We start from the raw sequence: 25,230 nt of genomic DNA, 5'->3' as shown, positions 1-25,230 counted from the left end.
CCCGCCCCCGAGCGGGGGTGCCGGACGCCGGCCCCGGGGGATGCGGCACAGCTCGACTCCTGAGCGCGGCGGCCGACCCCGAAGCCGCCACATTACTGCGCGGGGGTCACGGCGGCCCAACCCGGCCTGTCACAAGTCCGTGATAAGGAGGGAGACGTGACTGATTCCCCCTCCTACCGCGCGGCCGACGACCGCTACGACTCCATGGAGTACCGCCGTACGGGCCGCAGCGGGCTCAAGCTGCCCGCCGTCTCCCTGGGCCTGTGGCACAACTTCGGCGACGACCGGACGCTCGCCTCCCAGCGCGCGATCCTGCGCCGCGCCTTCGACCTCGGCGTGACGCACTTCGACCTGGCGAACAACTACGGCCCGCCGCCCGGGTCCGCCGAGCTGAACTTCGGCAAGATCTTCGCTCAGGATTTCGCCCCTTACCGTGATGAATTGATCCTTTCCACCAAAGCGGGCTATTACATGCACCCCGGCCCGTACGGGGAGTGGGGGTCGCGCAAGTACCTGCTGTCCTCGCTCGACGCGTCGCTCAAGCGGATGGGCGTCGAGTACGTCGACATCTTCTACTCGCACCGCTTCGACCGGAACACCCCGCTCGAAGAGACCATGGGTGCCCTCGCCACCGCCGTGCAGCAGGGCAAGGCGCTCTACGCGGGGGTGTCGTCGTACACCGCCGAGCAGACCGCGGAGGCGGCCCGGCTGCTGAAGGAGATGGGCGTGCCGGCCCTGATCCACCAGCCGTCCTACTCCATGATCAATCGCTGGACCGAGGAGGACGGGCTCCTCGACACCCTGGAGGCGGCCGGGATGGGCTGCATCTCCTTCGCGCCGCTCGCCCAGGGGCTGCTCACCGACAAGTACCTGCAGGGCATCCCCGAGGGCTCCCGGGCCACCCAGGGCAAGTCGCTCGACCCCGGTCTGCTCTCCGAGGACGTCCTGCGGCGGCTGCGCGGCCTGGACGGGATCGCCCGCCGGCGCGGCCAGTCGCTGGCGCAGCTGGCGCTCACCTGGGTGCTGCGGGACGAGCGGATGACGTCCGCGCTGATCGGGGCGTCGAGCGTCCGTCAGCTGGAGCAGAACGTGGCGGCGCTGGCGGGGCCGCCGCTGGGCGCCGATGAGCTCAAGGAGATCGACTCCTTCGCGGTGGACACCGCGGGTACCAACATCTGGGCCGCGCGGAGCTGACCGGAGGCCGCGCACGAAAACGGGCCGGTCCGTGGGGGGGATACGGACCGGCCCGAGGGGGGGTTTCCACCATAACCCTTCGTAAGCGATGCTGCCCGCCACGACAGGCCGTGGCCGCGCCCCGAAAAGCGGCAGCCCGCGGGGCCGCACCGTCGCAGCAGGTGGGAGGGCGGTCGCGCCGCTCCCCTCGAGCCGGGGCGGGTAACTCCCACGGGTGACCCGGTGGGAGAGGCGCCCGGTTGACGCTGCGGCACGGGGGCACCTCCGTCCACCCGCGCCCCGGCAGCACCCGCGCACCTCGCCCGGAGTCCCGCACCCCGCGCGCGCCCGGGCCCCGCCCGGGGGCCGGCGCGACGCGCCGGTGATTCACCCGGGCGGCCCAGCCGTCGTGCCGGCGGGCGGCGGTCCGGCCGGTGCCGACGCGCGCCGGGCGGCGCCGGCAGCGGCAGCGCAGGCGGCGCGGTGTCCGGCGCGCACGCCGTACCCCGGCCGTCGCGGTACCCCGGCCGTCGCGCGGAAAAGCGAAAAGAGGGAAAGAGGGAAAGGGGGAAAGGGGGGAAGGGGGGAAGAGGGAGAGAGGGACAGCGGAAAGCGGACAGGTTCCGACCTCGTTCCCCCCTACGGTCGCGACATGACGACCACACGGCAGGTGACCTGGACCGAGGCGAACGCCCGGCGCATCGCACGACAGCACCTGGCCGGCCCGGCGGGGCCCGGCTCCTCGCCCGCCGCCGTCACCGGGGCGATGCTGGCGGCGCACGCGCAGGTGCGGCCGGCCGCCGAACTGTCGGTGGCGCTGCGCATGTCCGGGGCGACGCGCACCGACGTACGGGGCGCCCTCGGGGCGGACGGCGGCCTGGTCAGGACGTACGGGCCGCGCGGCACCGTGCATCTGCTGCCCGCGGCCGATCTGGCGCTGTGGACGGGCGCGCTGTCGGCGGTCCCGCCGGGTCCGAACCCGATGCCCGCCGAGGTGCGGATGACGGCCCGGCAGACCGACGAGGTGCTGGCCGCGATCGCCGACGCCCTGACGGGCGAGGAGCTGACCGTGGACGAGCTGACCGAGGCGATCGTGGCGCGGACCGGCCCCTGGGCGGGCGAGCGGGTGATGGAAGCCTTCCAGGACAAGTGGCCGCGCTGGCGGCAGGTGACGCATACGGCGGCCCACCGGGGGGTGCTGCGTTTCGGGCGCGACCGGGGCCGCAGGGTGACCTTCACCAACCCGGGCGTGGTCCCGCTGGACGGACCGACCGCGTCGGCCGAACTGGTCCGCCGCTATCTGCGGGCCTACGGGCCCGCGACCCCGGCGCACTACGCCCGGTGGCTGGCGGCGCCGAGGGCCTGGGCGACGGCGCTGTTCGGGGAGCTGGCGGCGGACGGCGTGATCGAGGAGGTGGCTTTCGCGGGCGGCCCGGCGTGGGTGGCCGGGGGTGACACCTCGTTCCCGCGGGAGCCCGTACGGGGGGTGCGTCTGCTGCCGTACTTCGACGCGTTCACGATCGCCTCACAGCCGCGGGAACTGCTCTTTCCCGGGGCGGCCGGCGGGCGGGCCCTGGCGCGCGGGCAGGCGGGCAACTTCCCCGTCCTGCTGGTGGACGGCGAGGTGGCGGGGGTGTGGCACCAGCGCCGGGCGGGGCGGCGGATCGTGGTGACGGTCGAGCCGGTCGGCCCGCTGGGAGCCGCGCACCGCCGGGAGCTGGCCGAGCAGGCCGAGCGGACCGGTGAGGTGCTGGAGGGCAGGGCGGAGCTGGCGGTCGGGCAGGTCACCGTCGGGCCGCACGCGTGAGCCGGAGCAGAGTGACGCCGTCCCGGCGGGCGACGACCCGGTAGCCGTACGTGTCCCGGGCGGCGGCCAGTTCGGCCTCCTGCCGCTCGATGGGATAGGGCCAGTGCCCGGTCCGGTACGGCCACGCCTCGGGCGCCTGCCGGTCGTGGATGATCCATTCGGCGGTGGGCGGCGGGAGGCGCTTCCTGTCGTACTCGTACAGCCTGCCCTCGACGGGGAAGGTCGGGAAGACGACCACCGTGCAGCGTGAGGTGAGCTGCGGGACCAGACGGTTGGAGGCGGCGACGGTCGCCCCGTCCGGGATGCGGGCCAGCAGCGCCCTGGCCGCCTCGATGTGGACCGTGGTCCGCCAGGTGGCCCGCTGGAAGAGCTGGGCGAGCGGGAAGGACGGCAGCATCACCAGCGTCACGGCGAGGACGGTCGCGAGCGAGGCGCGGACGTGGCGCGCGGCGAGCGGATGGTCGGTGCGCCGCCAGCGGCCGAGCGCGTCGATCAGTCCCGCGAGGACGACGGGCATCAGTACGGCGCTGTAGTGGAAGGCCGTGCCCCAGTGGAAGGCGTTCTGCGACATCATCCGCCAGGCGAGTGTCGGCACGGCGATCAGCGAGAGCGGCGAACGCAGGGCCAGCAGGGCGGACGGGGCGAAGACCAGCACCAGGGTCATGGCCTTGATGTCCGGGCGCAGGGCGTCGAGGGGCGCGTGGGCGAGGGTGCTGAGCAGCGAGCCGTACCCCTCGGCGAGGTTGCCGCCGTGGGCGTACGCGCCACCGGGGTTGAGGGCGGGCAGCAGCACCGTGAACTCGATCAGCGAGCCGGCCAGCCCCCCGACGGCGGTGGCGGCGCCCAGACGGCGCGGCCCCTTGACGGCGATGTACACGCCGATGGCGGCCAGTGTCAGGCCCAGGTCCTCCTTGACGAGCAGCAGCGGCGCCGACCAGACGACCGCCGCCGCCCACCGTCCGTGCGCCAGGGCTTCGAGGGCGAAGGCGAGCAGCGGTACGGCGAAGGCCACCTCGTGGAAGTCGAACGCGGCGGCCGAGGCGATGCCCCAGCTCAGTCCGTACCCGGCGGCGACGACATGGGCGGCCCGGCGGCCCAGTGCCCCCAGGGCCCAGCGGGCGAGCGGGACCACGGCGAGGGCGAGCAGCGCCGACTGGGCGACCAGCAGGCACACCGGGGAGGGCCAGAGCCGGTAGAACGGGGCGAGCACCGCGAGGAGCGGGTGGAAGTGGTCGCCGAGCAGGTTGAAATCGTCGCCGCGCAACGGGACGAGCGGCGCGCGGAGCCGGGAGTAGGCGCGTACCGCCTGCTCGAAGATGCCGAGGTCGTAGCCGGTGGTGCGCAGCAGCACATGGCGGCGCAGGGCGAGGATGGCGTACAGCGTGAAGAGTCCCGCGGCCCATCCCCAGGGGAGGGCCGAGGGGAGGCGGCGGGCGGGGCGAGGGGCCGTGGGGTCCTTGGCGGGGGCCGGGATGATGGGGCGTGTTCCCCGAGGACCGTGCGGCCCTTGCGACCCATGAGACCCATTGCCTGGAAATGTCCGCATACGCCCGCATGGTAGGCGGGTGGACGGCCGGGTCAGGTGAGGTCGCGGCCCGTGGTGCCCTCCCCTCGGTCCGGGTCCTCCCCCTCGTGGCGGTCACCCGTCGACAGCGTCCCGGAACCGTACGCGCGTCGGCGGCGCGCTCACGAGGGGACGGCCGACAGCCCGCCCAGCAGCAGGCCGGCCAGGGCGCCGCCGATCATGAACGGCCCGAACGGGATGACGCTCTTGCGGCTCGCCCGCCGCAGGGCGATCAGGCCGAGCCCGTACAGCGCGCCGAACAGGAAGCCGGCGAACGCGCCGAGGAGGAGCACCCCCCAGCCGTACCAGCCGAGGGCGACGCCCAGGGAGAGGGCCAGCTTCACATCGCCGAAGCCCAGGCCGGCCGGGTTGATCAGGAACAGTACGAAGTAGGCGGCGCCGAGAACGGCCGCGCCGAGCAGCGCGGACGGCCAGGACCCGGCGTGCGCGGGCAGCAGCGCCGCCACGCCCAGCAGGACGGCCGTCGCGACGGCCAGCGGCAGCGTCAGCCGGTCGGGCAGCCGGTGCACTGCCAGGTCGACTGCGGCGAGGAGGACGGCGAACGGCGCGACGAGCAGCCACACCGCCAGCTCGGGGCGCGGCCCGGTGGCCCAGGCGAGCGCCGCGCAGGCCAGCGCGGTGACGACGGGCGATGCGGGCGAAGGGGCCGGGCCGGGAGCCGGGGGGCCGGAGTCGGCGGCGCCCACCGGTACGGCCACCGCGCACGCCGGGCAGCGGGGGCCGCCGAGCCAGCCGCGCGCGGGGCCGGTGAAGCGGTGCCCGGCCGGACAGGCGTCCCGCCACGCCTCGTCCGGTTCGACGGACAGCCGGTACGCGGCACGCGGCACGAGCAGCCCGGTGGCGGCGCCCCACAGGGCTGCGACGGCGATCAGCGTGGCATGCACGTCACCGACCCTAGGGTCCCGCCGGGCCCTGGTCTTGGGCCCAGGGGCCCACTTCCGGGACCGGGCCCGTCGCCGGACCCGGCCCCGCTTCGCCGGACCGGGCCCATCGCGGCGCGCCGCCCGCTACGGTCGTCACCCATGGGGAAATGGCGTAACGGCACCGGCCTGTTGACGGTCCCCGGCCGCGCCGAGCCGGTGGCCGTGGAGATCGCCGCCTCGTACGGGACCCGGCGGCGCGGTCTGCTGGGCCGCGACGGCATCGACGGCGCGCTCCTGCTGACGCCGTGCAACAGCGTCCACAGCTTCGGGATGCGCTTCGCCATCGACGTCGCCTACCTCGACCGGCGGCTGAACGTCGTCGCCGTACGGACGATGCCACCGGGGCGGCTCGGTCTGCCGCGCCCGCGCGCCCGTCACGTACTGGAGGCGCGGGCCGGGGCGATGGAGGGGTGGGGTCTGCGGGCGGGAGTCCCGCTCGGGATCACGGCGGGCCGGGGCCCAGAAGGGTGAAGGCGCCGTACGCCCCCGACGCGAGGGCCAGCCCGGCCAGCACCAGGACCAGCCGGCGATCCCTCAGCCGCGCGAGGGCCACCGCGGCCGGCAGCAGCAGCGGGAAGGCGGGCATCATCAGACGCGGCCGGGAGCCGAAGTAGGCGGCCCCGACCAGCGAGACGACGACCATCGCGACGCAGTAGACCAGCACGGGCAGGGGCTGTCGCTGCTTCACGCACAGCCACACCACCCACGCCAGGAACACCAGCACCGCGCACAGCGCCACTCCGGCGAGCGGGTTCGGCCCGGTGAGGTTCCTCCCCACGAACCGGGCGAGCGCCACGCCGCCGTCGATGCTGTTCCCCCACGCCGCCTGGACGTCGAAGTACGCGGTCGCGCTGCCCTGCCGCACGGCGACGAAGACGACGTACGCCAGCCAGCCCAGGGGCGCGACCAGCACCCCGACGGCCATCCGCGCCGGGAGCCGCCGTTCCGTGACGACGGCCACGACCGCCGTGACGCCGATCGCGGCGATGAGAGCGGCGGCCGAGGGCCGGGTCAGTCCCGCCGGCACGGCGAGGACGCCCGCCCAGATCCACCGTTCGCGCAGCACCGCGTACAGGGACCAGGCGGCGAACGCCGTGAACAGGGTCTCCGTGTACGCCATCGACTGCACGAACGCGGTCGGGTACACCCCCCACAGCACGGCGAGGACCGCCCCGGCGCGGGGTCCGGCGAACCGGGCACCGACCGCGTAGATCCCCCAGGCGGCGGCGAGGGAGGCGGCCCAGGAGACCAGGAGTCCGGCGGTCGCGGCGCTCAGGGGCAGCGCCTCCGACAGGCCGCGCTCCAGCGCCGGCAGCAGCGGGAAGAAGGCCAGGTCGGAGTGGACGCCGCCGTCGGGGAGCCGGACCTCGTGGCCGTAGCCGTGCTCGGCGACGCGGACGTACCAGACGGAGTCCCAGCGCCCCTTCAGCCGGTGCAGGGCGTCCTCCCCGACGACGGCCGCGGCGACCGCGAGGACCGCGAGGCCCACCAGCCGCACCGCCGCGTACCCCCACAGGGCGGGCGCGGCACGGTGCGCCGCGGCCGGGGCGGGGGCCGGGCCGGCTTCGAGGTCCTGCTGGTGGGACATGCGGTCGATTATCGCGTCAGTCGTCCGGCTCGATGAGCGGGGCGTCGCTGAGGGCGGCCACCATGAGGTGCGGGGCGTCGTCGTCGCACTGGCCGACGCTCACCGCGGCCCAGCGCGGGCCGTGGGGCGTGCCGACGGGGCCCCAGACCCGCAGGTCGCCGTAGAGGTCGAACGCGCACAGCTCGGCGAGGAGCGGCGGCATCGGCCGGCCGGCCGTCCCGCGGAGGAGGAAGGGGCGCATGCCCACGGTCCGGTGGGGACCCCACCGCGCGTCCAGCGCGGCGGCCAGCGCGGCCAGGTTCGCGCCCGCCTCCTCCTGGGCGGCGTCCCACTCACGGGCCGGTACGCCGAAGTGGTCGCGGCTGCGCCACAGCGGGACGAGCCGGAACCCGGCGCCGAGGCTGCCGGTCCACTCCCCGTCCGGCGGGTCCGGGTCCCACCCGGTCGGGCCGGCGGCAGGCACGGGCCGGACGAGCAGCGCGTCGACGGCGGCGAGGGCGTCGGTGACGGCGAAGGGGGTGCCGGTCGCCGTCACAGCCTGGGCCGCCGCATCGGGCGGGGCAGCGCCTCCAGGGCTCCGGTGGCGCGGATGTCGCGATTGAGGGCGACGAGGTCCTCGACCGTCCCGGTCCCGCTCAGGTCCAGGAGCACTCCGCCGTCCCCGGCCGGCTCCGCCTTCCCCGGCAGATCGGGCGCCCCTGCCGCGAGCAGGGCCGCGCGCCGCTCGGAGAGGTAGCCCGCCCAGCCGACACACGCCTGTCCGGGCACGCGGCCGTCGTCCTCCAGGGCGAGCTGCAGGGCGGTCTCCGTCACCTCGCCCCAGTCGACGTCCCAGGTCTCGGCGACGGCGCGCAGGATCTCGGCGTACGCGAGGACGGGTCCCGCGTCCGGCGAGGTGAGGGTGAGGACCACACTCATGGCCAGGTGCTCCGACACCCCGCCGCCGGTACCGCTCACGGAGACCTTGACCGGGGCGGCTTCGGGTGTGGACAGCGCCATGGCGTACCCCTTGCGGTCCGACCAGTCGTCGTCGGCGTTGCGTTCCCTCAGATACGCGGCGAGGACGTCGGGCCCCGGGCCCGGGACCTCCTGCCAGGCGCCGAACACCTCGGGGTGGAGCTCCTCCAGCCGGGTGAGCAGCGCGCTCCAACGGGCGGCCAGCTCCTGGTCCGTCTCCCGCCTGGGCCCCCAGAAGCCCCGTACGACTCGCCTCATGACGCCTCTCCTCCGCTCAGGGTGACGGCACGGGTCACGGAGACCACGCGGTCCACGCGGTCCACGCCGTTCACTCCGGTTCCGGTGTTGTGGTGTTGTGGTGCTGCGGTGTCGTTCTGATGTCGCGGTGATCTTTCGCGGTGATCCGGTGTCGCGGTGATCCGGTGTCGTTCTGGTACCCGGCCGTTCCGGTGCCCGGTGGGTGCCGCTGGTCCCGCGGGCCCGCCTTTCCCTCGGCACGCGCCGCCGCTCCGTTCGCATCCTAGGGATGGGACGGTCACCGGCCGGGCTTCACCGGGCCGGAGAGGGGCTGCTGCTGGGGCGTGTGCACCACCTTGACCGGAAGGTCCTCGTCGAGGAACGCCAGGCGCGCCGCCCGCGCGACCATCGGGTCCGAGAAGTGCCACTCGATGGCGCGGCCACCGGAGGCGGCCACCTGCCCCCGCGCCTCCTCCAGGAACCTGGCCTTGCCCGACTCCGTCAGCTGCGCGATCGGCTTCCCGTCCTGCTTGGCCAGATAGCTCTGGTAGCCGAGCTTGGCCTCCAGGAACGTCTGCCGGTCCGCGTCCCAGCCGTCGTACTCGACCGGCCGCTTCCCGGCTTCCGGGTGCGGCACGACGTACTCCTTGCCGCGCACGGTGCCGCTGATCTGCTCCTGGTAGCGCAGCCACGCCTCGTTGAACCAGGTGGGCTCGGGGTTGCGGTTGCGGCTCTTCCAGGTTCCGTCGCCCTTGTCGGCGTCACCGAGCTCCGGGTCCTTCAGGTCCTCGGCCCACTTCGGCGGCTCGTAGTTGCGGGGGTCGTTCCGGTCGCCCGGGGTGGGCGGCGGCCACTCCTTGGGACCCTTCTGCTTCTTCTTGGCGTCCTCGACGGCCTTCTCCGCCGCGTCCGCTTCGCGGTCCGCCTGCCTGGCGGCCTCCGTCTTCTCCGGGTCGTCGCCCTCGCACTTGCCGGCGAGGACGATCACGGGGAGGGCCGCGGGCGGGGCGGCGAGGACGGCGGTACCGGATCCGGAGGCCGCGACGCGACCGGTGGGGTCCGTCCCCTCCCGGACCCGGGGGCGGCCGCCCCATCCGAGCGTGCAGCCCTGGAGTCCGGCCTTCTCCGCGGCTTCGTCGGCGTGCCGGCGGGCCTCCCGCGCGGCCTTCTCCGCGGCGCCGATGTCACCGGCGTCGGCCGCCTTGCGGGCCTTGCCCGCCGCCTCGGTGGCCTTCTGCGCCAGTTCACCCAGCTCGCCGAGCTTCCCCAGCTTTCCCAGTTTCCCGAGTTTGCCGACGAGTTTGGCCTCGCCGTAACCCGGGATGAAGAGGGAACCGACGTTCCAGAACACCGTTCCGATCGCCTGGCCGTAGTCCCCGCGTTTCCACATGTCGCGGACGTCGTCACCGACGAAGACGTCGTCGAGGACCTTCACGCCCGTGGTGACGGACGCCTTGCCCCAGTCCCAGACGGCACCGAGGTAATCGCCCTTCTCCCACTTGTCACCGGCCCCCTGGGAGTCCTTGAGCCACTGGTCGCCGAGGCTCCTGCCGTAGTCCTTCAGGCCCTCCCACGCCTTGACGGGGTGGAGGATGGTCTCGAAGGTGCCGGTGATGTCGCCCCAGAGGCCGTCCTTGAACACGCCCTCGACGAAGCCGCCGACCTGACGGGCGCCGCAGGAGAGGAACGCCCCGATCCCGGAGGTGCAGCTCTCCTCGTCGCCGCCGCCGTCGCCCTGGTCGCCTTCATGGCCTTCGTCGCCGTCCGGCCCGTCCGGCTCCGGGGCGCCGCTGTCGTCGCCGAGACCGTGGTCCTGCCCTTCGGGCCCCTGGCCCGTGTCCACGCCGTCCCCGGGCCGGACGCCGTCGCCCGGCCGTATGCCGTCTCCGGGCCGGACGCCGTCACCCGCCTCCACCCCCGTACCGTCGCCGCCGGAGCCGGCCTCGCAGCCCGCCCCGGTCACGGCGCAGACCGCGGCCCGCAGCCCCCCGGCCACCTGGGCCCCGACACCCGACACCACGAGGGCGCCGACTATCGCGGCGACCAGCAGAACGAGCCCCACGTACTCGGTGGTCGTCTGTCCACCCTCCGTGCGCCACTTGATCATCCGCGCGAGCCGGAACGAGCGCTGCGGCACGCGGTGGTGCGCGGCCGTCAGGAACCAGTCGCGCGACGACCGCCGGAGCAGGAGTACGAGGACGACGAGCGGTACCACCAGCTGTGTGACGCCCCGGCCGCTGCCGTCGCTCAGCGTTCCCAGGGCCCCGGCGACGAACCAGCCCTGCACGGCGAGGAGCCCGCGCCGTGTCCCTATGCCGCCGGTCCCCACGCGCCGGCCGAGCAGGAGGCCGGCGGTGCCGGGCAGTGCCGCGTACAGCACCCAGGCGAGCAGCCCGCCGTCGACACCGTCCAGCGACGCGGCGAGGAGCAGCACTCCGAAGGCGCCGAGCACGGTGACCCCGAACACGAGGTGCACCAGGAGCAGTACGGCCTGGAGCGCGGGCGGCATGGGCAGCCGTCCCGCCGTACCGTCCGGGTCGGCTCCGCCGCTGTTGGCCCCTGTCGCAGACATGGCCCGAAGCTAGGGCGGCCGCGTGCCCCGGGTCTTGGGCCCCAGGGCCCAACCTTCGCCGTCGCGGTCCCAGCGCTGCCGGTCACGCGACGGGGGCGGGCTCCCGGCCTCGGCCGTTCACCCGCCCCCGCCCGTACCGGTGCGTGTCTCAGCCCTGGGAGCCGCCGCCTCCCCCACCGCGCGGGAAGGAGACCTCCACACGACGGTTCTTCTTGCGGCCTTCCTCGGTGCTGTTGTCGGCGATCGGGTACTGCTCGCCGTACCCCCGGATCTCGTACGTGATCCCGGCGGCCGTGAGCAGCGGCGACAGCACCTTGTGCACGGCGTCGGCCCGCTGCTTGGACAGGACGTCGCCGTGGGCCGAGGAGCCGAGGTTGTCGGTGAAACCGAAGATGCGGACCTTGGCCGCGCTCTGCTTCTTGATCTCCTCGGCGATCGCGGCGATACGGGCGTTGGCCGAAGGGGTCAGCCTGGCGCTGTCCTTGCCGAAGAGGACCTCGGCCTGGAGGGCGAACTTGAGGTTCGAGCTGGTCTCCTCCCGCCGCTCCTCGCCGCCCTCGGACTCCACGATGGAGATGAGGGGCAGCACCTTGGCGGCCGCGAGCGTGGCACCGTCACGCATCTTGAGCCCGGGAGAGTTCCCGTCCACCTCGGGTGGCGGCACCGTGGACTCGGTGCCCGGCGGCGTACTGGGCACCTCATCGGCCCGCGCCCCGGCGGCACCGGTGACCTGAACACCGGCGAAGAGCACCAGGGCGGCGAGAACAGTCGCCCCGGGGCGACGCGCGGGAGTCCTGCGCACGCAGGGTGTGGTGGCACGCATCAGGAGATCTCGATCGTGGCGACCGGCATGAGCGGCAACTGGAAGTCGACCTGGGTTGTCGTGGCGGGCGGCGCGGGGAACTGGGCGAAGATGGAGATGGTCTCACCCGCCTTGACCGCACTGATGCCGGTGGTCGTCAGGGGAAAACCCTCAGTGTCGCGAAGGACGTAGTAGCGCTTCTTGTCCGTCTTGTCGACGAGCGTGGCTCCGGCAAGAGACGGACCCGTTCGCTTGACGTTCAGTTCTTCGCCGTTCCAGTTGATAGGGGCGATCAGCGTCTTGTCGGTCGTGTTCTTGACGGTGCCTGTCACTGTCAAGAACCCACCCTGGTCCCTGGCCGCGCTATGAAGAACGATCTGGAATCCGTTGGTGCCGTTGATGGTGGCCAGGGTGCTACTCGTATCCGGAACCGTGGGTCCGCTGCCCTCTTTGGGGCTGCCTTGGCTGGCCGGAACGGACGATGCGCTGCCTGCCGGCTGCTTGGCGCCGTCGCTCTTGCCCCCTCCGCCGTCACCACCGCAGGCTGCGAGCAGCGCCGCCATCGCGGCGGCGGTAACCCCGGTCGCCCATCTGCGCGTCAGCATTCCGTGTCGAATACTCATGAGTGTCATTCCTTTGCGTTCCATCGCGGTCAGTCCTCGGCGAGCCGAACGGTGAAGAGGTCGGACGGGTCCGGGAGACGGGCAGGGTCCAGATCCAGGTCCACACCCTCGCAGTCCAACCAGCCGGGAGACGGCGAATCGCCGTCCTCCGCAGGCGTGAAACTGCATCGGGGTTCGACGATCGCCGTGGCCTTCGCCACCGCGTGCTGGTCCTCGGTGCCCGGCAGGATCGTGTCCCCGACCGGATTCGACGATTCGACGCCCACCGTGAACCCCCAACGGCCGTCGGCCACCCAATCGCAGCTTCTGACCTCGGCACCGTTCTGGCCTGCGTAGGAGTGACTGATGCCGCAGCCGTTGACCGTTCCGATCAAGTCGCCGCTGAAGAGGTCGCTCAGGGCGTCCAGGCCCAGACCTTCCAGGTCGAACTGGTCCCTGGACTCCCTGGCCGCCGCCAGTGCGGCGGCGTCGGCCGCCGACTGGGCACCGTTGCGGGTCGCCCCCGCCTGTCCGACCGCGAAGAACGCGAGCGCGAGAAAGAGCAGGCCCGCCACCATGAATACATAGAGTGGCGAAGCCTGCCCTGCCTCACGCGCACTGCGCGTGCCGTCCGTCAGCCACCGCCGACGATCGCGGTGACACGCGCTACGAGACCGGTCGCGATCGTGTTGCCGACGCCCGATCCCACCACCGCCGCGATGATCACGCCCACCAGGATGATGATCCCCACGTACTCGACGGCCCCCTGGCCCCGGTCGCCCCGGCGGCGCAGGGCGGTCGCGGTGGTCTTGGCCCATGTGCCCACGTAGACCTTGGCGTGGGACGCGGCCTTCAGCGTGACGTTCGGCATGGCGGTCTCCTCCGGGCTCGGCCGACCGGTGGGCGGCCGACGCGTGCGAGTCTTCGGTGCCGTTCGCGCTTCCGGCTTCCTCGCGGCCGGTTCCGCTGGCGACATCGAGAAGGTACGCCCGGAGGGGGCGGCGGAGCATGGGCCTCAGGGCCCAACCGCGGGCCCATGGGGAAGCCTGGGCCCTTCGGCGGACCGGAAGGTGGTGTTCAGCCATGGCGTACCGGGCCCCCTCGGCTCAGGCCGTGCCAGATCGCGATCGCCTGGCCACGGCTCTCCGCGTTCAGCTTGGCGAAGATCCGGTTGATGTGGTTCTTGACGGTCTTCGGGCTGATGAAGCAGGTGGCGGCGATCTGCTGATTGGACATGCCCGACGCGATCAGGTCCATCACCTCCACCTCCCGTTGGCTCAGCAATGAATGTGCCACACCTGCTTGCGGAAGCGAAGGCGTTTGAGCAAATCGTTGCGCAGGTGACCTTCCCTCATCAACCCCTGCTTCAACGGGACTTGCTGATGAAGGACCGCACCGCTCGACCGGAATGTATGCGGTTGCAGACGCATACGGGAACGCCGTGCCCAGCCCGTCCGGCAGCCCGCCGGGGCCGGCGTCCCGGCCGCGTAACGACGCCAGCAGGGCGCTCGACGCCGTATGGGTGAAGTGGGCCCTGCCCTGCTTGACGTCCCGGACCGCCTCGACCAGTTGGTCCGCGGTGAACTCCCCGTGGACGAGGTACCCGCCCGCGCCCAGGCGCAGCGCCTCGTGGACGATCTCGCTCTCCCGGCTGTACGTCATCATCAGCACCGGCGCCAGGCGCGCCAGGTGCGGCAGGGCGGAGATGCCGTCCACACCCGGCATCCGGACGTCCAGCAGCACCACGTCCGGCCGGTGCCGCAGGGTCTCTTCGTACGCCTGGCGGCCGTCGGCGGCCTCGGCGGCCACCTCGATGTCCGCGCGGCCGGAGAGCAGCGCGCTCAGACCGGCCCGGACGACGGGGTTGTCGTCGGCGACGACCACCCTCAGCACCGGGGAGGGCGGCGCCGGTGGCAGGGGCGGGAGGTCTCCTGGTGCCGTGGGCGTCCGGGGGGTCGAACTGAGCGGGGTGGGGTGCGCGGAGGTGTGCTGCGAAACGTGCTGACCGGCGGGGGGTCGCCTGTTGTCCGGCATGGTGCGGCCTCCTCTCAGAGGCTCAGGGGGTATGGGGGCTGGTGGTCCTGTCGCGGGGAGCGGGCTGCCGAGGTATCGCGGGCAGGGGGTCGGCGGGGGGCGCGAGCGCGCGTACCGGGAGTTCCAGCCGGACCTCGGTGCCCGTGGTGGCCCGGCCCCGGCCGATGCGGATGCGGGCGCCGATCGACGCGGCGCGCTCCACCATGCCGACGAGACCGAAGTGCCCGGCGCGGCGGAGGTCGTCGAGGGTGGTGCCGGGCGGCAGGCCGGTCCCGTCGTCGTAGACGCTCATCCGCAGCACGTCCCCGACCACGCCCGCCGACACGTCGACGTACGTCGGGCGGGCGTGACGATGGGCGTTCTCCATCGCCTCCGAGGCGATGGACAGGAGCTGGCGGGCGACGACCTGCGGGATGCGGGGCGGGGCGTCGCCGAGGAGCCGATAGGTGGCCCGCAGATCGTGTCGTCGGGAGAAGTCGGCCGTGCGGATCGCCAGTTCGGCCCCGACGTCCACTCCGCCGTCGAGGCCGGATTCCCGGCGCAGGTCGGAGAGGAGCTCGCGGGACTCGGCGGCCGCTCTGCGGGCCGAGCGGGCCACCAGTTCCGCCTGCTGTCTGAGGGCGGCCGGGTCCATGCGGTCGGCGGTGCCGGCCAGGCCGTCGGCGGCGAGCGCCAGGCCGTACAGGGTCTTGGCGACCGAGTCGTGCATCTCCCGGGCCAGCCGGGCGCGTTCCTCCTCGACGGCGCCGGTGACCGCGAGACGCGCCCGCGCCTCGGTGAGGGCCTGGCCGGCCGCGCCGAAGCCCAGCACGAGGTTGCGCAGGGACGAGCCGCCCGCTCCGGCGATCACGCACAGGCCGGGGAAGAGCAGCGACGCGGGGTCGACCGACACCTCGGTGCTCACGCCGTACGAGAGGAGGAGCAGCAGCGACTGGAGTACGGCGAAGAAGGCGGCGCCGCGCCAGCCGTAGAGCAGGCCGGCGAGCAGGGGGGTGCAGATGGTGACGTAGGCGAGGGTGGACTCGGGGGACGCCGTGGCCAGCAGCAGCGCACCGAAGAGCATGTCGGCCGCGAGCACGGTGGGGTGGCGGAGCAGGATGCGGCCGAAGCGCTCCCAGTCGCGCAGCAGGACGTACGAGACCATGAAGGTGACCAGCACCGCCGCGCCGACCAGCCAGGTGCCGAGGCCCGGGGCGGCCCCGTCGAGGGCGAACGGCGACGCGAGGACGATCATCGCGAGGCGGAATCCGAACACCTGGCGGCAGAGCGCCTGGAGGGCGTTGATCTGGATCGGCAGCGAGGGGACATGGGACGGTTCGCCGCCGATGCCGCCGGTGAGGGCGGCCGGTCGCAGGTTCATCGCGCTCGCCCCCTACCCGCCGAGGATGTCCGCGAAGTCGACCCCGGAGCCGTAGTAGAAGCTCAGAGCGATGAGGATCATGGTGGCGGGGAGCATCACCATGGTGACGACCAGGGTGGTCTTGGGGACGGCCTTGGCGGCGCTGCGGCGGGCGTTCTGGGCGTCGGTGCGGCGCATGTCGTTGGCGATCTGGATCAGTGTGTCGACGATCGGGGCGCCGAGTTCCTCGCCCTGCTGGAGGGCGGTCACGAACATCGAGACCTGCTCGGAGGCGTTGCGCCTGCGCAGTTGGTCGAAGGCCTCGCGGCGGCTGACGCCCATGTCCATCTGGCGGAGCGTGATGCGCAGCTCGTCGGCCCAGGGGCCGGAGTACTTCTCGGCGACGCGTTCCAGGGCCTGACGGAAACCCAGTCCGGCGGAGACGACGACGGCGAGGACGTCGAGGAAGTCGGGGAGGGTGCGCTCGATGTCGTCCCGGCGCCTGCGGATGGCGATCCGCAGGAGTACGTCGGTCCACGTCAGGCCGTACAGCAGGATGACGACGGCGACCACGGTCTGGCCCCGGGCCAGCATGGCGAGGGCGGCGAGCACGCCGAGGAAGCCGTAGACGGCGCGCCGGGCGGCGTAGCGGTCGACGGTCATGCCGCCGGGGTTGCCCGCCATGTCCAGCCGGCGGCGCAGGGCGTCGACCCGCTTCGGCCCCATCGCGCGCAGGACGGACGGGGCGTAGCGCATGCCGAGCCGGTCGACGCCCGAGCCGACGGCCGTGGTGCGGGTGGCGCCCACTTCGAGGGCGAGGGCGAGATCGCCGGGGAGTCTGGCGTCGGCGCGGTACATCCGGATGCCGTGGAAGATGCCGTACACGGAGAGGCCGATGACGGCGGCGTACAGGAGTCCCATGTGTCTTCCCTTCCTCAGACCCTGATCCGCGACAGGCGGCGGATGAGGAAGAAGCCGACGGCGTACAGGCCGAAGGCCAGGACGGAGCCGATCTGGCCGACGACCGATCCGGTCATCTTGTCCAGCGCGCCAGGACTCATGCCGTTGATCATCAGCAGGAAGCCGAGGCCGAGCAGCGGCAGGGCGAAGGCGGTCACCTTGACCTGGGAGAGCAGGGTGGTGACCTCGCGACGGGTCTCCTTGCGCTCGTCGAGGGTTCCGGTGAGGTTGCGCAGGGAGCTGACGACCTGCCCGCCGGCCCGGTTGGACAGGACGAGGGTGGAGACGAGGACGACCAGTTCCCGCGAGGGGAGCCGGTCGGCGAGGTCGCCCAGGGCGTCGTCGAGGCTGTGCCCGACGGCGAGCTGGTCGGCCACCTTGCGCAGCTCCTCCCCGGCGGGGTCGTCGAGCTCCTCGGCGGCCATCGCGATCGCCGTGCGCAGGGCGAGTCCGGCCTGGGTGGCGTTGGCCAGGACACGGGTGAGCTCGGGCAGCTGGTTGATGAACGCCTCGGTGCGCTTCTGACGCTGCCAGTTGAGGAAGGCGTTGGCACCCCACAGACCGGCCAGCGCCCCCAGCACCCCGAAGAACGGGGCGAAGACCGCGCCGATGGTGAAGTACACGCCGAGCAGGGCGGTCACGGCGTACACGGTGTACTCGCCGGGGGTGAGGTCGAGGCCGGTCGCCGCGATCCTGCGCTCCATCCGGCGGCCCGGACCGGTCGCGCGCAGCCGCCGGTCGATCCGTACGAAGCGGCGCCGCCTGCCGTCGGGGTGCACCTGCCCCGTCTGGGTCATCCGCGCCACGAGGGCCTGCCGCTGGGCGTTGCCCGAGGCGTAGATGTGCAGGCCGACGATGCCCAGCACACAGGCGAGCAGGGTGACGCCGAGTGTCAGCAGCGGGAGATTGTCCATGTCAGTTCCACAGAGGCCGGGGGCGGTCGGGCGGTCGGGCGTTGCCGGGGACGGGGGCGGTCGGGCGTTGCCGGGGGCGGTCGGGCGGTCGGGCGGTCGGGGTCGGACGTCTGGCCGGGGGCAGGGGGCGGAGGTCAGGCGGGGGTTCCCCGCAGGGCCAGCTGCCCCTCCGTCTGGGCGACGCCGAAGGCCTGGGGGATCGCCTCGCCCTTCATGTGGAGGCGTTCGGCGACCCGGCGCGGCAGCGGGTAGTACGCGAAGTCGCCGTGGATCCGGCCGTCGGACGACATCGGCAGGGCGTGGAAACGGCAGACGGTGACGATCCGGTACTCCTCCCGGCCGTGCGAGTCGACGACGGCGATCTCCGTGATCCTGCGGGCTCCGTCGGCGTGCCGGGTGAGCTGGACGATGACGTCGACCGCGCTGTTGATCTGGTCCTTGATCGCCGCGAACGGGACCTCCACCTCCGACATGGAGCCGAGGGTCTGGAGGCGCATCAGGGCGTCCTCCGCGCTGTTGGCGTGGACGGTGGCCAGGGAGCCGTCGTGGCCGGTGGACATCGCCTGGAGCATGTCGAGGGTCTCGCCGCCTCGGACCTCGCCGACGATGATCCGGTCCGGCCGCATGCGCAGGGAGTTGCGGACCAGGTCGCGGATGGTGATCCGCCCCTTGCCCTCCACGTTGGCCGGGCGGGACTCCAGCGTGATGACGTGCGACTGCTGGAGCTGGAGCTCGGCGGAGTCCTCGATGGTGACGATGCGCTCGCCCTCGGGGATCAGCCCGGAGAGCGCGTTGAGCAGGGTCGTCTTGCCGGTGCCGGTGGCGCCGGAGACGATCACGTTGAACTTGGCGCGGACCAGTCCGGCCAGCAGCATCACCATGTGCTCGTCGAGCGAGCCGATGGACACCATCTCCTGGAGCGTGAACGCCCGGGGGAAGCGCCGGATGGTGAGGATGGGGCCGCTGAGGGAGAGCGGCGGGATGATGACGTTGACCCGCTCACCGGACGGCAGCCGGGCGTCGACCATCGGATTCGACTCGTCGACGCGGCGGTTGACGGTGGAGACGATGCGCTCGATGGTCTGCATCAGCTGCTCGGTGGAGGAGAAGCGCATCGGCAGCTGCTCCAGGCGGCCACGGCGCTCCACGAACACCTGTTCCGGTCCGTTCACCATGATTTCGCTGATGGAGGCGTCTTCCAGGAGGGGTTCCAGGATGCCGAGCCCCAGGGCCTCGTCGACGACGCGCCGGATGAGCTGCGAGCGTTCCATGGAGGAGAGGACCGGGCCCTCGCGGCTGATGATGTGGCCCAGGACCCGTTCCAGGCGGGCGCGGCGCTCGGCCGCGGCCAGAGCGGACATCTCCGCGAGGTCGATCTCCTCCAGCAGCTTGACCCGGTAGACGCCGACGAGGTGGTTCTCCTCACCCCTCCCGTCGGCCGGCTCGGGACTGCTGACGCGTGCCCGCAGACTCATCTGTTCTCCTCCCCATCGGTGGCGTCGGACGGTTGTCGGACGGTCGTCGTCGGTGGCCGGTCGGCGTCGGTTGCCGGGCTGTCGGCTGTCGGCTGTCGGCTGTCGGCTGTCGGCTGTCGGCGGCAGGTTGTCCGCTGTCGCCCGTCGGTGGCCGGTAGTCGGCCCGCTGCCGGCCGCCGCCCGCCGGTCGGCAGGCCGGTCAGTCGGCCGGGGTCGTCACGGGCATCGTGGTGGTCCTCTCCGCCGTGCCGAAGTCGAAGGCCGGCAGCAGCGCCGGAATCGGTACGCGCGCGGTCGCGCTGACCGCGTCGCCGCCGACCTGCGGGTCGACCTGCGCCCCGTCGGCCAGCCAGCCGCTCATGGCGTTCAGCCCGGCCGACTGTCCGTCGCCGCCCTGGGACGCCACCCGCGCCGCCGCCCGGGACGCCGTGCCCGCCTGCTGTACGGCGTACGCGACCAGGCCGAGCTGGATCGCCGCGAGGGCGACGAAGAGCAGCAGGGTGATCCAGCCGACGAACTCCACGGCCGACTGGCCGTCGTCCCTCCGTCGGACTCCCGACGCGCGCACGGTTCAGCCCTCCTTGGCGGCGGACGCGTGCCCGCGGACCGGGACGGGGATGTCGAAGCCGGGGAAGAGCACCGGTACGTTCAGTTCGACGTCGGCCGAGTACAGCTCGCCCGCCTCCCCGCAGGCGGCGCTGGCGGTCCAGGCCCCCGAAAGATGCTCCTGCGCCGCCGCCTGGCAGGCGCCCGCGCCGGACACCGCGCCGACCCGCGCGGCCACGTCCGCCGCGTTCCCGGCGAGCGAGTACGTGTAGCCGACCAGCGCGGCCTGCCACAGCAGGACGAGGGTGCCCAGGATGACCGGGACCATCCCGGTGAACTCCACCGCGGCCTGCCCCCGGTCATCCCGTGGGCACAGCCTCCCGTGACGTGCCTGTGCTGTCCCGTGGTCTTCCATGACGCAACGTGCCCCCTCGGTCCGGTGTCCGTCTCCGTGTGTCCGCTGTCCGCTGTCCGCTGTCCGCCGGCCGGTGTCCCCCGGCCGGCCCCCGTGCCCGCCGTCCCGGCGGCGTCCGCGACGTTCGGCCTATCCGCCCCGGCCGCGCCGCAGGCCCACCGAACCCCGGTCGCCGCGGAACCTGCCCTGTTTCTCCGCCCCCTCGGTCGCCTTCACCAGTCCCAGTTCCCCGGCCAGGCCCCACAGCGCCTGCTTGACGGTGGACCTGGCTTCCAGGTCCTGCATCCGGCCCGCGTCGACGACGGACTGGAGCTCCTTGAAGTTCGCGGGCACGGCGGTCCGTGAGACGCGCGTGCCGGTGATCTTCTCGATGAGCTGCGGCTGGATCTCCGTGTTACGGGTGTAGCGGTTGACCACCGACACCGTCTCCTCCGCCTTGCGGATCTGGAGCCGGTCCCAGAGCCTGACCATGCGCTTGGCGGCGCGGACGGCGACCACGTCCGGCGTCACCACGAGCAGCGTGGTGTCGGCCATCTCGATGGCGGCGGCGTTGGCCGTGGTCATCTGCGTACCGCAGTCGATGATCACCACCTCGTAGCGGTTGCGCAGGGCGCTGACGATCTGGCGCACCGACCGGTCGCTGACGTCCTCACCGCGCTCCCCCTCGCCCGGGGCCAGCAGCAGCCCGACGCCCGACTGGTGGGAGTAGAGGGCGTCCTGGAGCACCCGGGGCGATATGTCCTGGATGGTGGCCAGGTCCACGATGGAACGCCGGAACTGCACGTCCAGGTAGGAGGCGACGTCGCCGGACTGGAGGTCCAGGTCGGCGAGGGCGACGGTCATTCCGGAGGCGCGGGCGGCCAGGGCCAGCTGGACGGCGGTGACGGTCGTGCCGACGCCGCCCTTGGCACCGCTGACGGTGACGACGGTACCGCCCGGCCCGGTGAAGACGTCTCCGCCCGCGCCCAGGTGACGGCGTACCCCCACGGACCACCCGGCGGCCGACTGGACGCGCTGGGCGAGCTCCTCGTACGAGAGGGGCAGGCCCACCAGGCCGCGCGCACCGGAGTCCATCGCGGCCGAGTAGAGGCCCGGACCGGCGTCCGCGGTGACCAGGACGACGCCTACCGCGGGGAAGCGCAGGGCGACCTCCCGGATCAGTTCGAGGGCCGGCACGGGGCCGATCCGCTCGTGGACGAGCACGACCTCCGGGAGCTCGTCGAGCGATTCGGCGGCGAGCCGCGCGAGAGTGTCGATCAGGGAGGTGGAGTCGCCGACCGGGCCGGCCGGCTCCGCGTCGGGAAGCTGGCTGAGCAGGTGGGCGATGGATCGGGCGGCGTCGGGTTCCCCGACCGCCGGGAGGATGCGTGTGGTCATCCGGCCCTCACTTGTTCTTGTCTTCGTCGAGCGTGTAGCTGCCCTCACCGGGCCGGAGAACGGTGGGGCTGTTCTTGGGCAGCAGCGCGAGCCGTACGTGCTCGGCGAACGATTCGGCGTAGGCCACGCGCTGCGCGTCCGTGGTGCTGAGGGCGAAGGTGATCGGCACGGCCTCCCGGATGCCGATCCCCCGGTTGTCGTCCTTCTTCGGGTCCAGGGGGGTGAGCCGGCCCACGTCCAGGACGCGGGCGTTGGCGACGATGATCCGGGACTCGGCCACGGCTCCCTTCTCCCGGCCGTCGTCGTCGAAGGTGGCGAAGATGTTGACCAGGGAGCCGGTCGTGATCTTGCCGGCCACGCCGGTGGCGGCGTCGATCATGATGGCGATCTCCTGCTGGCCGCTCTCCAGGGCGGGCCGCTTGGCGACCATGTCCTCCTGGAGCAGCGACCCCCTCTTCAGGTCCGTCACCGCGATCTTGTCCTTGACGACCGACAGGTCCGTGACGGCGTTCTCCGAGAGCCAGCGCTCCGGCATGGTGATCCTCTCGAACTGGCCGGGCTGGAGCGCGGTGTACGCCGCCACGTCCGCCTTCACCCGGTACGCCTCCACTTCCGGCCCGACCTTGGAGTTCACGTCGCCGATCAACGTGATCACGCCCGCGACCGCGGCGAGGGCGCACAGGATCGAGAGGCACAGGAGAAGGACACCGCGGCGCTGACGTGAGTTCATGGGCGGGACAACCTCGTTGGGAGACGTGGGCCGGCGAGCGGGACGAGTGGTGCGGGCAGGGCCGGGCGAGCGCCGGGGAGCGCCACCGGTGGGACCCGGCGGCCGTTCACGACCCGTGGGGTGTCGGTGTTCCCCGGGTGAGGACACCTGGGCCGCGGGTCGGGTTCTCGGGGGGCACGAGGGGAGCCGAGCAGAATCCGCAACGGTCGCCTATCAGGTCGAGTCCGCACCAGGAGCAGTTCTCCCGGCGCACGGACGCGACCAGTTGGTAGAGGACCGACACGTCGGGGAGGTAGGCGGCGAACTCGATCATTTTCGGTGTACCCCACCACTTCGGTGAGTACGCCGGCAGCGCCGCCTCCTGGACGCCCTGCACCCGCCAGGCCGGGGCCAGCGTCCCGGTGACCCAGTCGGACGGCAGCTGGCCCTTCGCCACGACGAGCCGGGTGCCGAACGCGGGGCCCGTGAGCCGTTCGTCCGTGCCGATCCTGATCAGCTGGGGTTCGGGGGTGGCCAGGACGCCGAACTGCGAGCCGGGGACCCATGATTTCGCGTGGGACCTGAGCGTCACCGGTACGCGGTCGAGCCGGGTGACCGTGTTGAGCAGCGCGCCCGCGTAGATGTAGTGGGACAGCAGCCGGGCCGCCGAGGCGACGACGCCCGCGCTGAAGTCGCAGACCGATAACTGCCGTAGCTGGCGGACGAGTACGGAGACGCCCAGCGGCGGGAGGTCGAGCTTCAGCAGGGCGATGCGGTCGCTCTCCAGGACGGAGCGGACGGTGTGCAGCCGGCGCTCGTGCACGGGGGGCAGGGAGGCCGGGTAGAGCGCGACGACGTAGCCGTGCTGCTCGACCAGGACCTGCATGTCGGCGAGCGCGGCTTCCAGCGGCTGTGCGTCGGGGGCGTGCAGCAGGGCCGCCGTCGGTGTCTGGTGATCGGTCGGCGGCAGCACCAGATCAGCACTGGTGACGGCAATCGCGGTCGGCACGCTGGTTCCCCGTTCGGCTCCGGTCGCCGGAATCCCGGCGAACCGCAGATACCTGCTGCTGGCTACTCCTCCGCACTCACTCCTGCACCCGCACTTTAGCCACGTCTGCGGGGGCAGAGAACAGCTTTCGGAACCCCGCGCACGGAGCCGGCCGGACCAGTTCGCACCTAAAGGCGGACGAAGACGTCAGCAGTTAACTCCCGTTTCATGCCAGAGGTCTTGACAACTCGATTGGTCTGGACCAGTTTTGTCGCCCAACGGTGGCCACCGTCCGCATCACATCCCCGTAGCACCCCCCGACTCCCCCACCGGAGGCAGCAAGTGGACCGCATCACGCCCAAGGGCGTACGCAGACGCAGATGGCTCGGCGGGACCCTGGCGCTCGCCGTCGGGTCCGGGCTCGCGCTGGTCGGCGGGGCCGGCAGCGCACAGGCCGCCGACATCAACGTGGCGAAGAACGCGGGCTTCGAGTCCGGGCTCGCGAACTGGACGTGTTCCGCCGGCAGCGGGGCCACCGTCTCCTCCCCCGTGCACGGTGGCACCGCCGCGCTCAAGGCCACGCCGGGCGGCCAGGACAACGCCAGGTGCTCGCAGGTCGTGGCGGTGAAGCCCAACTCCTCGTACACGCTGAGCGCCTGGGTGCAGGGCGGCTACGCCTACCTCGGGGCCAGCGGCACCGGCACCACCGACGTGGCCACCTGGAGCCCCGGCTCCACGGGCTGGCAGCAGCTGACCACCCGCTTCACCACCGGTGCCACGACGACGTCGGTGACCGTCTACACCCACGGCTGGTACGGCCAGGCCGCCTACCACGCCGACGACGTCTCGGTCTTCGGTCCGGACGGGGGCGGTGGCGGCGACCCCGACCCGGTGGTCCCCGCGACGCCCGCCGGGCTCGCGACCGGCGCGGTGACCTCGTCGTCCGTGGCGCTGCACTGGAACGCGGTGCCGGGCGCCACCGGCTACAACGTCTACCGGGACGGTGCGAAGGTCCAGTCGGCGAGCGGCACCTCGGCCACCGTGACGGGGCTGGCGGCGAACACGTCGTACTCCTTCCAGGTGACGGCGGTCAACGCGGCCGGTGAATCGGCGAAGTCCGCGGCGGTCGGCGGCAGGACCGCCCCCGGCGGCAACAACCCGAACCCGGTGGTGCCCAAGCACGCGCTGACGGGCTACTGGCAGAACTTCAACAACGGGGCCGCCGTCCAGAAGTTGCGGGACGTGCAGGCGCAGTACGACATCATCGCGGTGTCGTTCGCCGACTCGACCACCACCGCCGGCGAGATCGTGTTCAACCTCGACCCGGCCGTCGGATACGCCTCGACCGCCGACTTCAAGGCCGACATCGCGGCCAAGAAGGCCGCCGGCAAGTCCGTGATCATCTCGGTGGGCGGCGAGAAGGGCAACGTCACCATCAACAGCGACGCGTCGGCGACCGCCTTCGCGAACAGCGCCTACGCCCTGATGCAGGAGTACGGCTTCAGCGGGGTCGACATCGACCTGGAGCACGGCATCAACTCGACGTACCTGACGAAGGCGCTGCGCCAGCTCTCGGCGAAGGCCGGTTCGTCCCTGGTGCTGACGATGGCTCCGCAGACGATCGACATGCAGTCCACGTCGACCGAGTACTTCAAGACGGCGCTGAACGTGAAGGACATCCTCACGGTCGTCAACATGCAGTACTACAACAGCGGCTCGATGCTCGGCTGCGACGGCAAGGTCTACTCGCAGGGCTCGGTGGACTTCCTGACCGCGCTGGCCTGCATCCAGCTGGAGGGCGGGCTCGACGCCTCCCAGGTCGGCCTCGGCGTCCCCGCCTCCACCCGCGGCGCGGGCAGCGGATACGTCGACCCGTCGATCGTGAGGAACGCCCTGGACTGCCTGACCCGGGGCACCGGCTGCGGGGCCTTCAAGCCCGCGAAGACGTACCCCGCGCTGCGCGGTGCGATGACCTGGTCCACGAACTGGGACGCGACCGCCGGGAACGCCTGGTCCAACGCGGTCGGACCGCACGTCCACAACCTGCCGTAGGGCGGGGGGTCACCACGAACACGGACCGCCCGTCGGCGTAGGAGGTACGCCGGCGGGCGGTCCGCCATGTGCAGGGAGGCCGGCAGGGCCGGGAACGGGACGGGGCCGTGACCGTGCCGTCCCCGCCCGCCCGCGGGCCCCGGGGACCGGCGGCCGCCCGCCCCGCTTCCCGAGG

At 72.6% G+C, this 25,230-nt stretch carries 24 protein-coding genes; 4 read left to right on the top strand and 20 right to left on the bottom strand.

Features of this window, described 5'->3' with window-relative positions; all coding sequences use genetic code 11:
• Positions 1 to 156 precede the first annotated feature (156 nt).
• Together mgrA and PUR26_RS28235 are read left to right on the top strand one after the other, a co-directional pair.
• Positions 157 to 1,194 (top strand): L-glyceraldehyde 3-phosphate reductase, encoded by a 1,038-nt coding sequence (gene mgrA, locus PUR26_RS28240; RefSeq protein ID WP_329876488.1) that lies wholly within the window; start codon positions 157 to 159, stop codon positions 1,192 to 1,194.
• Positions 1,195 to 1,825: 631 nt separating this feature from the next.
• Positions 1,826 to 2,980, top strand: coding sequence for a winged helix DNA-binding domain-containing protein (locus PUR26_RS28235; RefSeq protein WP_329876486.1), 1,155 nt, complete (start codon positions 1,826 to 1,828; stop codon positions 2,978 to 2,980).
• Here the strand turns inward: PUR26_RS28235 and PUR26_RS28230 are convergent.
• Both PUR26_RS28230 and PUR26_RS28225 read right to left on the bottom strand, forming a co-directional pair.
• A complete protein-coding gene (locus PUR26_RS28230) occupies positions 2,958 to 4,526 on the bottom strand; it encodes a DUF2079 domain-containing protein (protein ID WP_329876484.1) in 1,569 nt (522 codons plus the stop codon). The genes PUR26_RS28235 and PUR26_RS28230 overlap by 23 nt on opposite strands.
• Before the next feature lie 140 nt (positions 4,527 to 4,666).
• Positions 4,667 to 5,449, bottom strand: coding sequence for a prepilin peptidase (locus PUR26_RS28225; protein WP_329876482.1), 783 nt, complete (start codon positions 5,447 to 5,449; stop codon positions 4,667 to 4,669).
• A 138-nt stretch (positions 5,450 to 5,587) separates the two neighbouring features.
• On the opposite strand from PUR26_RS28225, the gene PUR26_RS28220 reads away from it, so the two are divergent.
• A complete protein-coding gene (locus tag PUR26_RS28220; protein ID WP_329876480.1) occupies positions 5,588 to 5,959 on the top strand; it encodes a DUF192 domain-containing protein in 372 nt (123 codons plus the stop codon).
• Here the strand turns inward: PUR26_RS28220 and PUR26_RS28215 are convergent.
• The 18 genes from PUR26_RS28215 to PUR26_RS28130 all read right to left on the bottom strand — a co-directional run bounded on the left by PUR26_RS28215 (position 5,931) and on the right by PUR26_RS28130 (position 23,024).
• Entirely contained in the window at positions 5,931 to 7,076 is a 1,146-nt protein-coding gene (locus tag PUR26_RS28215) for a hypothetical protein (protein WP_329876478.1), read from the bottom strand. The two genes, PUR26_RS28220 and PUR26_RS28215, sit on opposite strands and share 29 nt — an antisense overlap.
• 16 nt (positions 7,077 to 7,092) lie before the next feature.
• A complete protein-coding gene (locus PUR26_RS28210; RefSeq protein WP_329876476.1) occupies positions 7,093 to 7,611 on the bottom strand; it encodes a hypothetical protein in 519 nt (172 codons plus the stop codon).
• Positions 7,608 to 8,291, bottom strand: coding sequence for an Imm52 family immunity protein (locus tag PUR26_RS28205; RefSeq protein ID WP_329876474.1), 684 nt, complete (start codon positions 8,289 to 8,291; stop codon positions 7,608 to 7,610). The genes PUR26_RS28210 and PUR26_RS28205 overlap by 4 nt, the downstream gene beginning before the upstream one ends.
• Before the next feature lie 277 nt (positions 8,292 to 8,568).
• Positions 8,569 to 10,842, bottom strand: coding sequence for a Tox-REase-5 domain-containing protein (locus PUR26_RS28200; RefSeq protein ID WP_329876472.1), 2,274 nt, complete (start codon positions 10,840 to 10,842; stop codon positions 8,569 to 8,571).
• Between the two features lie 148 nt (positions 10,843 to 10,990).
• Complete coding sequence (locus PUR26_RS28195) at positions 10,991 to 11,665, bottom strand: OmpA family protein (protein WP_329876470.1); 675 nt, start codon at positions 11,663 to 11,665, stop codon at positions 10,991 to 10,993.
• Complete coding sequence (locus tag PUR26_RS28190) at positions 11,665 to 12,267, bottom strand: hypothetical protein (RefSeq protein ID WP_329876468.1); 603 nt, start codon at positions 12,265 to 12,267, stop codon at positions 11,665 to 11,667. Before PUR26_RS28190 ends, PUR26_RS28195 begins: the two co-directional genes overlap by 1 nt.
• Before the next feature lie 29 nt (positions 12,268 to 12,296).
• On the bottom strand, positions 12,297 to 12,884 hold the full coding sequence (locus PUR26_RS28185; RefSeq protein WP_329876745.1) for a pilus assembly protein TadG-related protein: 588 nt from the start codon (positions 12,882 to 12,884) through the stop codon (positions 12,297 to 12,299).
• On the bottom strand, positions 12,881 to 13,117 hold the full coding sequence (locus PUR26_RS28180; protein ID WP_329876466.1) for a hypothetical protein: 237 nt from the start codon (positions 13,115 to 13,117) through the stop codon (positions 12,881 to 12,883). The genes PUR26_RS28185 and PUR26_RS28180 overlap by 4 nt, the downstream gene beginning before the upstream one ends.
• A gap of 206 nt (positions 13,118 to 13,323) precedes the next feature.
• The gene (locus PUR26_RS28175) at positions 13,324 to 14,280 is read right to left on the bottom strand and encodes a response regulator transcription factor (protein ID WP_329876464.1); all 957 of its coding nucleotides are present in this window, start codon (positions 14,278 to 14,280) and stop codon (positions 13,324 to 13,326) included.
• Between the two features lie 22 nt (positions 14,281 to 14,302).
• Positions 14,303 to 15,640 (bottom strand): sensor histidine kinase, encoded by a 1,338-nt coding sequence (locus PUR26_RS28170; RefSeq protein WP_329876463.1) that lies wholly within the window; start codon positions 15,638 to 15,640, stop codon positions 14,303 to 14,305.
• A gap of 12 nt (positions 15,641 to 15,652) precedes the next feature.
• Positions 15,653 to 16,540 (bottom strand): DUF5936 domain-containing protein, encoded by an 888-nt coding sequence (locus PUR26_RS28165; protein ID WP_329876461.1) that lies wholly within the window; start codon positions 16,538 to 16,540, stop codon positions 15,653 to 15,655.
• A 14-nt stretch (positions 16,541 to 16,554) separates the two neighbouring features.
• On the bottom strand, positions 16,555 to 17,493 hold the full coding sequence (locus PUR26_RS28160) for a type II secretion system F family protein (RefSeq protein WP_329876459.1): 939 nt from the start codon (positions 17,491 to 17,493) through the stop codon (positions 16,555 to 16,557).
• Between the two features lie 134 nt (positions 17,494 to 17,627).
• On the bottom strand, positions 17,628 to 18,968 hold the full coding sequence (locus PUR26_RS28155; protein ID WP_329876457.1) for a CpaF family protein: 1,341 nt from the start codon (positions 18,966 to 18,968) through the stop codon (positions 17,628 to 17,630).
• 199 nt (positions 18,969 to 19,167) lie between these two features.
• On the bottom strand, positions 19,168 to 19,536 hold the full coding sequence (locus tag PUR26_RS28150; RefSeq protein ID WP_329876455.1) for a TadE family protein: 369 nt from the start codon (positions 19,534 to 19,536) through the stop codon (positions 19,168 to 19,170).
• Positions 19,537 to 19,539: 3 nt separating this feature from the next.
• Positions 19,540 to 19,929: a TadE/TadG family type IV pilus assembly protein gene (locus PUR26_RS28145; RefSeq protein WP_329876453.1), complete on the bottom strand. Its 390-nt coding sequence runs from the start codon at positions 19,927 to 19,929 to the stop codon at positions 19,540 to 19,542.
• Between the two features lie 129 nt (positions 19,930 to 20,058).
• A complete protein-coding gene (locus PUR26_RS28140; protein ID WP_329876451.1) occupies positions 20,059 to 21,306 on the bottom strand; it encodes an AAA family ATPase in 1,248 nt (415 codons plus the stop codon).
• A 7-nt stretch (positions 21,307 to 21,313) separates the two neighbouring features.
• Entirely contained in the window at positions 21,314 to 22,036 is a 723-nt protein-coding gene (gene cpaB / locus PUR26_RS28135; RefSeq protein ID WP_329876449.1) for a Flp pilus assembly protein CpaB, read from the bottom strand.
• Positions 22,037 to 22,142: 106 nt separating this feature from the next.
• Positions 22,143 to 23,024 carry a hypothetical protein gene (locus tag PUR26_RS28130; RefSeq protein ID WP_329876447.1) on the bottom strand — a complete coding sequence of 294 codons (882 nt, stop codon included), beginning with the start codon at positions 23,022 to 23,024 and terminating at the stop codon, positions 22,143 to 22,145.
• Between the two features lie 321 nt (positions 23,025 to 23,345).
• Between PUR26_RS28130 and PUR26_RS28125 the strand changes: the two genes are divergently transcribed.
• Positions 23,346 to 25,055 (top strand): chitinase, encoded by a 1,710-nt coding sequence (locus tag PUR26_RS28125; protein ID WP_329876445.1) that lies wholly within the window; start codon positions 23,346 to 23,348, stop codon positions 25,053 to 25,055.
• The last annotated feature ends 175 nt before the right edge of the window (positions 25,056 to 25,230 follow it).

The organism is Streptomyces sp. SP18CS02 (assembly GCF_036322365.1).
GTDB lineage: Bacteria > Actinomycetota > Actinomycetes > Streptomycetales > Streptomycetaceae > Streptomyces.
Note: the sequence above shows the minus strand (reverse complement) of the source record. Positions and strands in the feature narration are given on the sequence as shown.

What these genes read in the sequence shown, in the direction of transcription:
- cpaB (WP_329876449.1), bottom strand. Translation starts at nt 22,036, where the DNA reads ATGAACTCACGTCAGCGCCGCGGTGTCCTTCTCCTGTGCCTCTCGATC.
- PUR26_RS28215 (WP_329876478.1), bottom strand. Translation starts at nt 7,076, where the DNA reads ATGTCCCACCAGCAGGACCTCGAAGCCGGCCCGGCCCCCGCCCCGGCC.
- PUR26_RS28200 (WP_329876472.1), bottom strand. Translation starts at nt 10,842, where the DNA reads ATGTCTGCGACAGGGGCCAACAGCGGCGGAGCCGACCCGGACGGTACG.
- PUR26_RS28155 (WP_329876457.1), bottom strand. Translation starts at nt 18,968, where the DNA reads ATGAGTCTGCGGGCACGCGTCAGCAGTCCCGAGCCGGCCGACGGGAGG.
- PUR26_RS28165 (WP_329876461.1), bottom strand. Translation starts at nt 16,540, where the DNA reads ATGGGACTCCTGTACGCCGCCGTCATCGGCCTCTCCGTGTACGGCATC.
- PUR26_RS28235 (WP_329876486.1), top strand. Translation starts at nt 1,826, where the DNA reads ATGACGACCACACGGCAGGTGACCTGGACCGAGGCGAACGCCCGGCGC.
- PUR26_RS28145 (WP_329876453.1), bottom strand. Translation starts at nt 19,929, where the DNA reads ATGGAAGACCACGGGACAGCACAGGCACGTCACGGGAGGCTGTGCCCA.
- PUR26_RS28170 (WP_329876463.1), bottom strand. Translation starts at nt 15,640, where the DNA reads ATGAACCTGCGACCGGCCGCCCTCACCGGCGGCATCGGCGGCGAACCG.
- PUR26_RS28220 (WP_329876480.1), top strand. Translation starts at nt 5,588, where the DNA reads ATGGGGAAATGGCGTAACGGCACCGGCCTGTTGACGGTCCCCGGCCGC.
- PUR26_RS28230 (WP_329876484.1), bottom strand. Translation starts at nt 4,526, where the DNA reads ATGCGGACATTTCCAGGCAATGGGTCTCATGGGTCGCAAGGGCCGCAC.
- PUR26_RS28195 (WP_329876470.1), bottom strand. Translation starts at nt 11,665, where the DNA reads ATGCGTGCCACCACACCCTGCGTGCGCAGGACTCCCGCGCGTCGCCCC.
- PUR26_RS28190 (WP_329876468.1), bottom strand. Translation starts at nt 12,267, where the DNA reads ATGAGTATTCGACACGGAATGCTGACGCGCAGATGGGCGACCGGGGTT.
- PUR26_RS28160 (WP_329876459.1), bottom strand. Translation starts at nt 17,493, where the DNA reads ATGGACAATCTCCCGCTGCTGACACTCGGCGTCACCCTGCTCGCCTGT.
- PUR26_RS28140 (WP_329876451.1), bottom strand. Translation starts at nt 21,306, where the DNA reads ATGACCACACGCATCCTCCCGGCGGTCGGGGAACCCGACGCCGCCCGA.
- PUR26_RS28175 (WP_329876464.1), bottom strand. Translation starts at nt 14,280, where the DNA reads ATGCCGGACAACAGGCGACCCCCCGCCGGTCAGCACGTTTCGCAGCAC.
- PUR26_RS28180 (WP_329876466.1), bottom strand. Translation starts at nt 13,117, where the DNA reads ATGCCGAACGTCACGCTGAAGGCCGCGTCCCACGCCAAGGTCTACGTG.
- PUR26_RS28205 (WP_329876474.1), bottom strand. Translation starts at nt 8,291, where the DNA reads ATGAGGCGAGTCGTACGGGGCTTCTGGGGGCCCAGGCGGGAGACGGAC.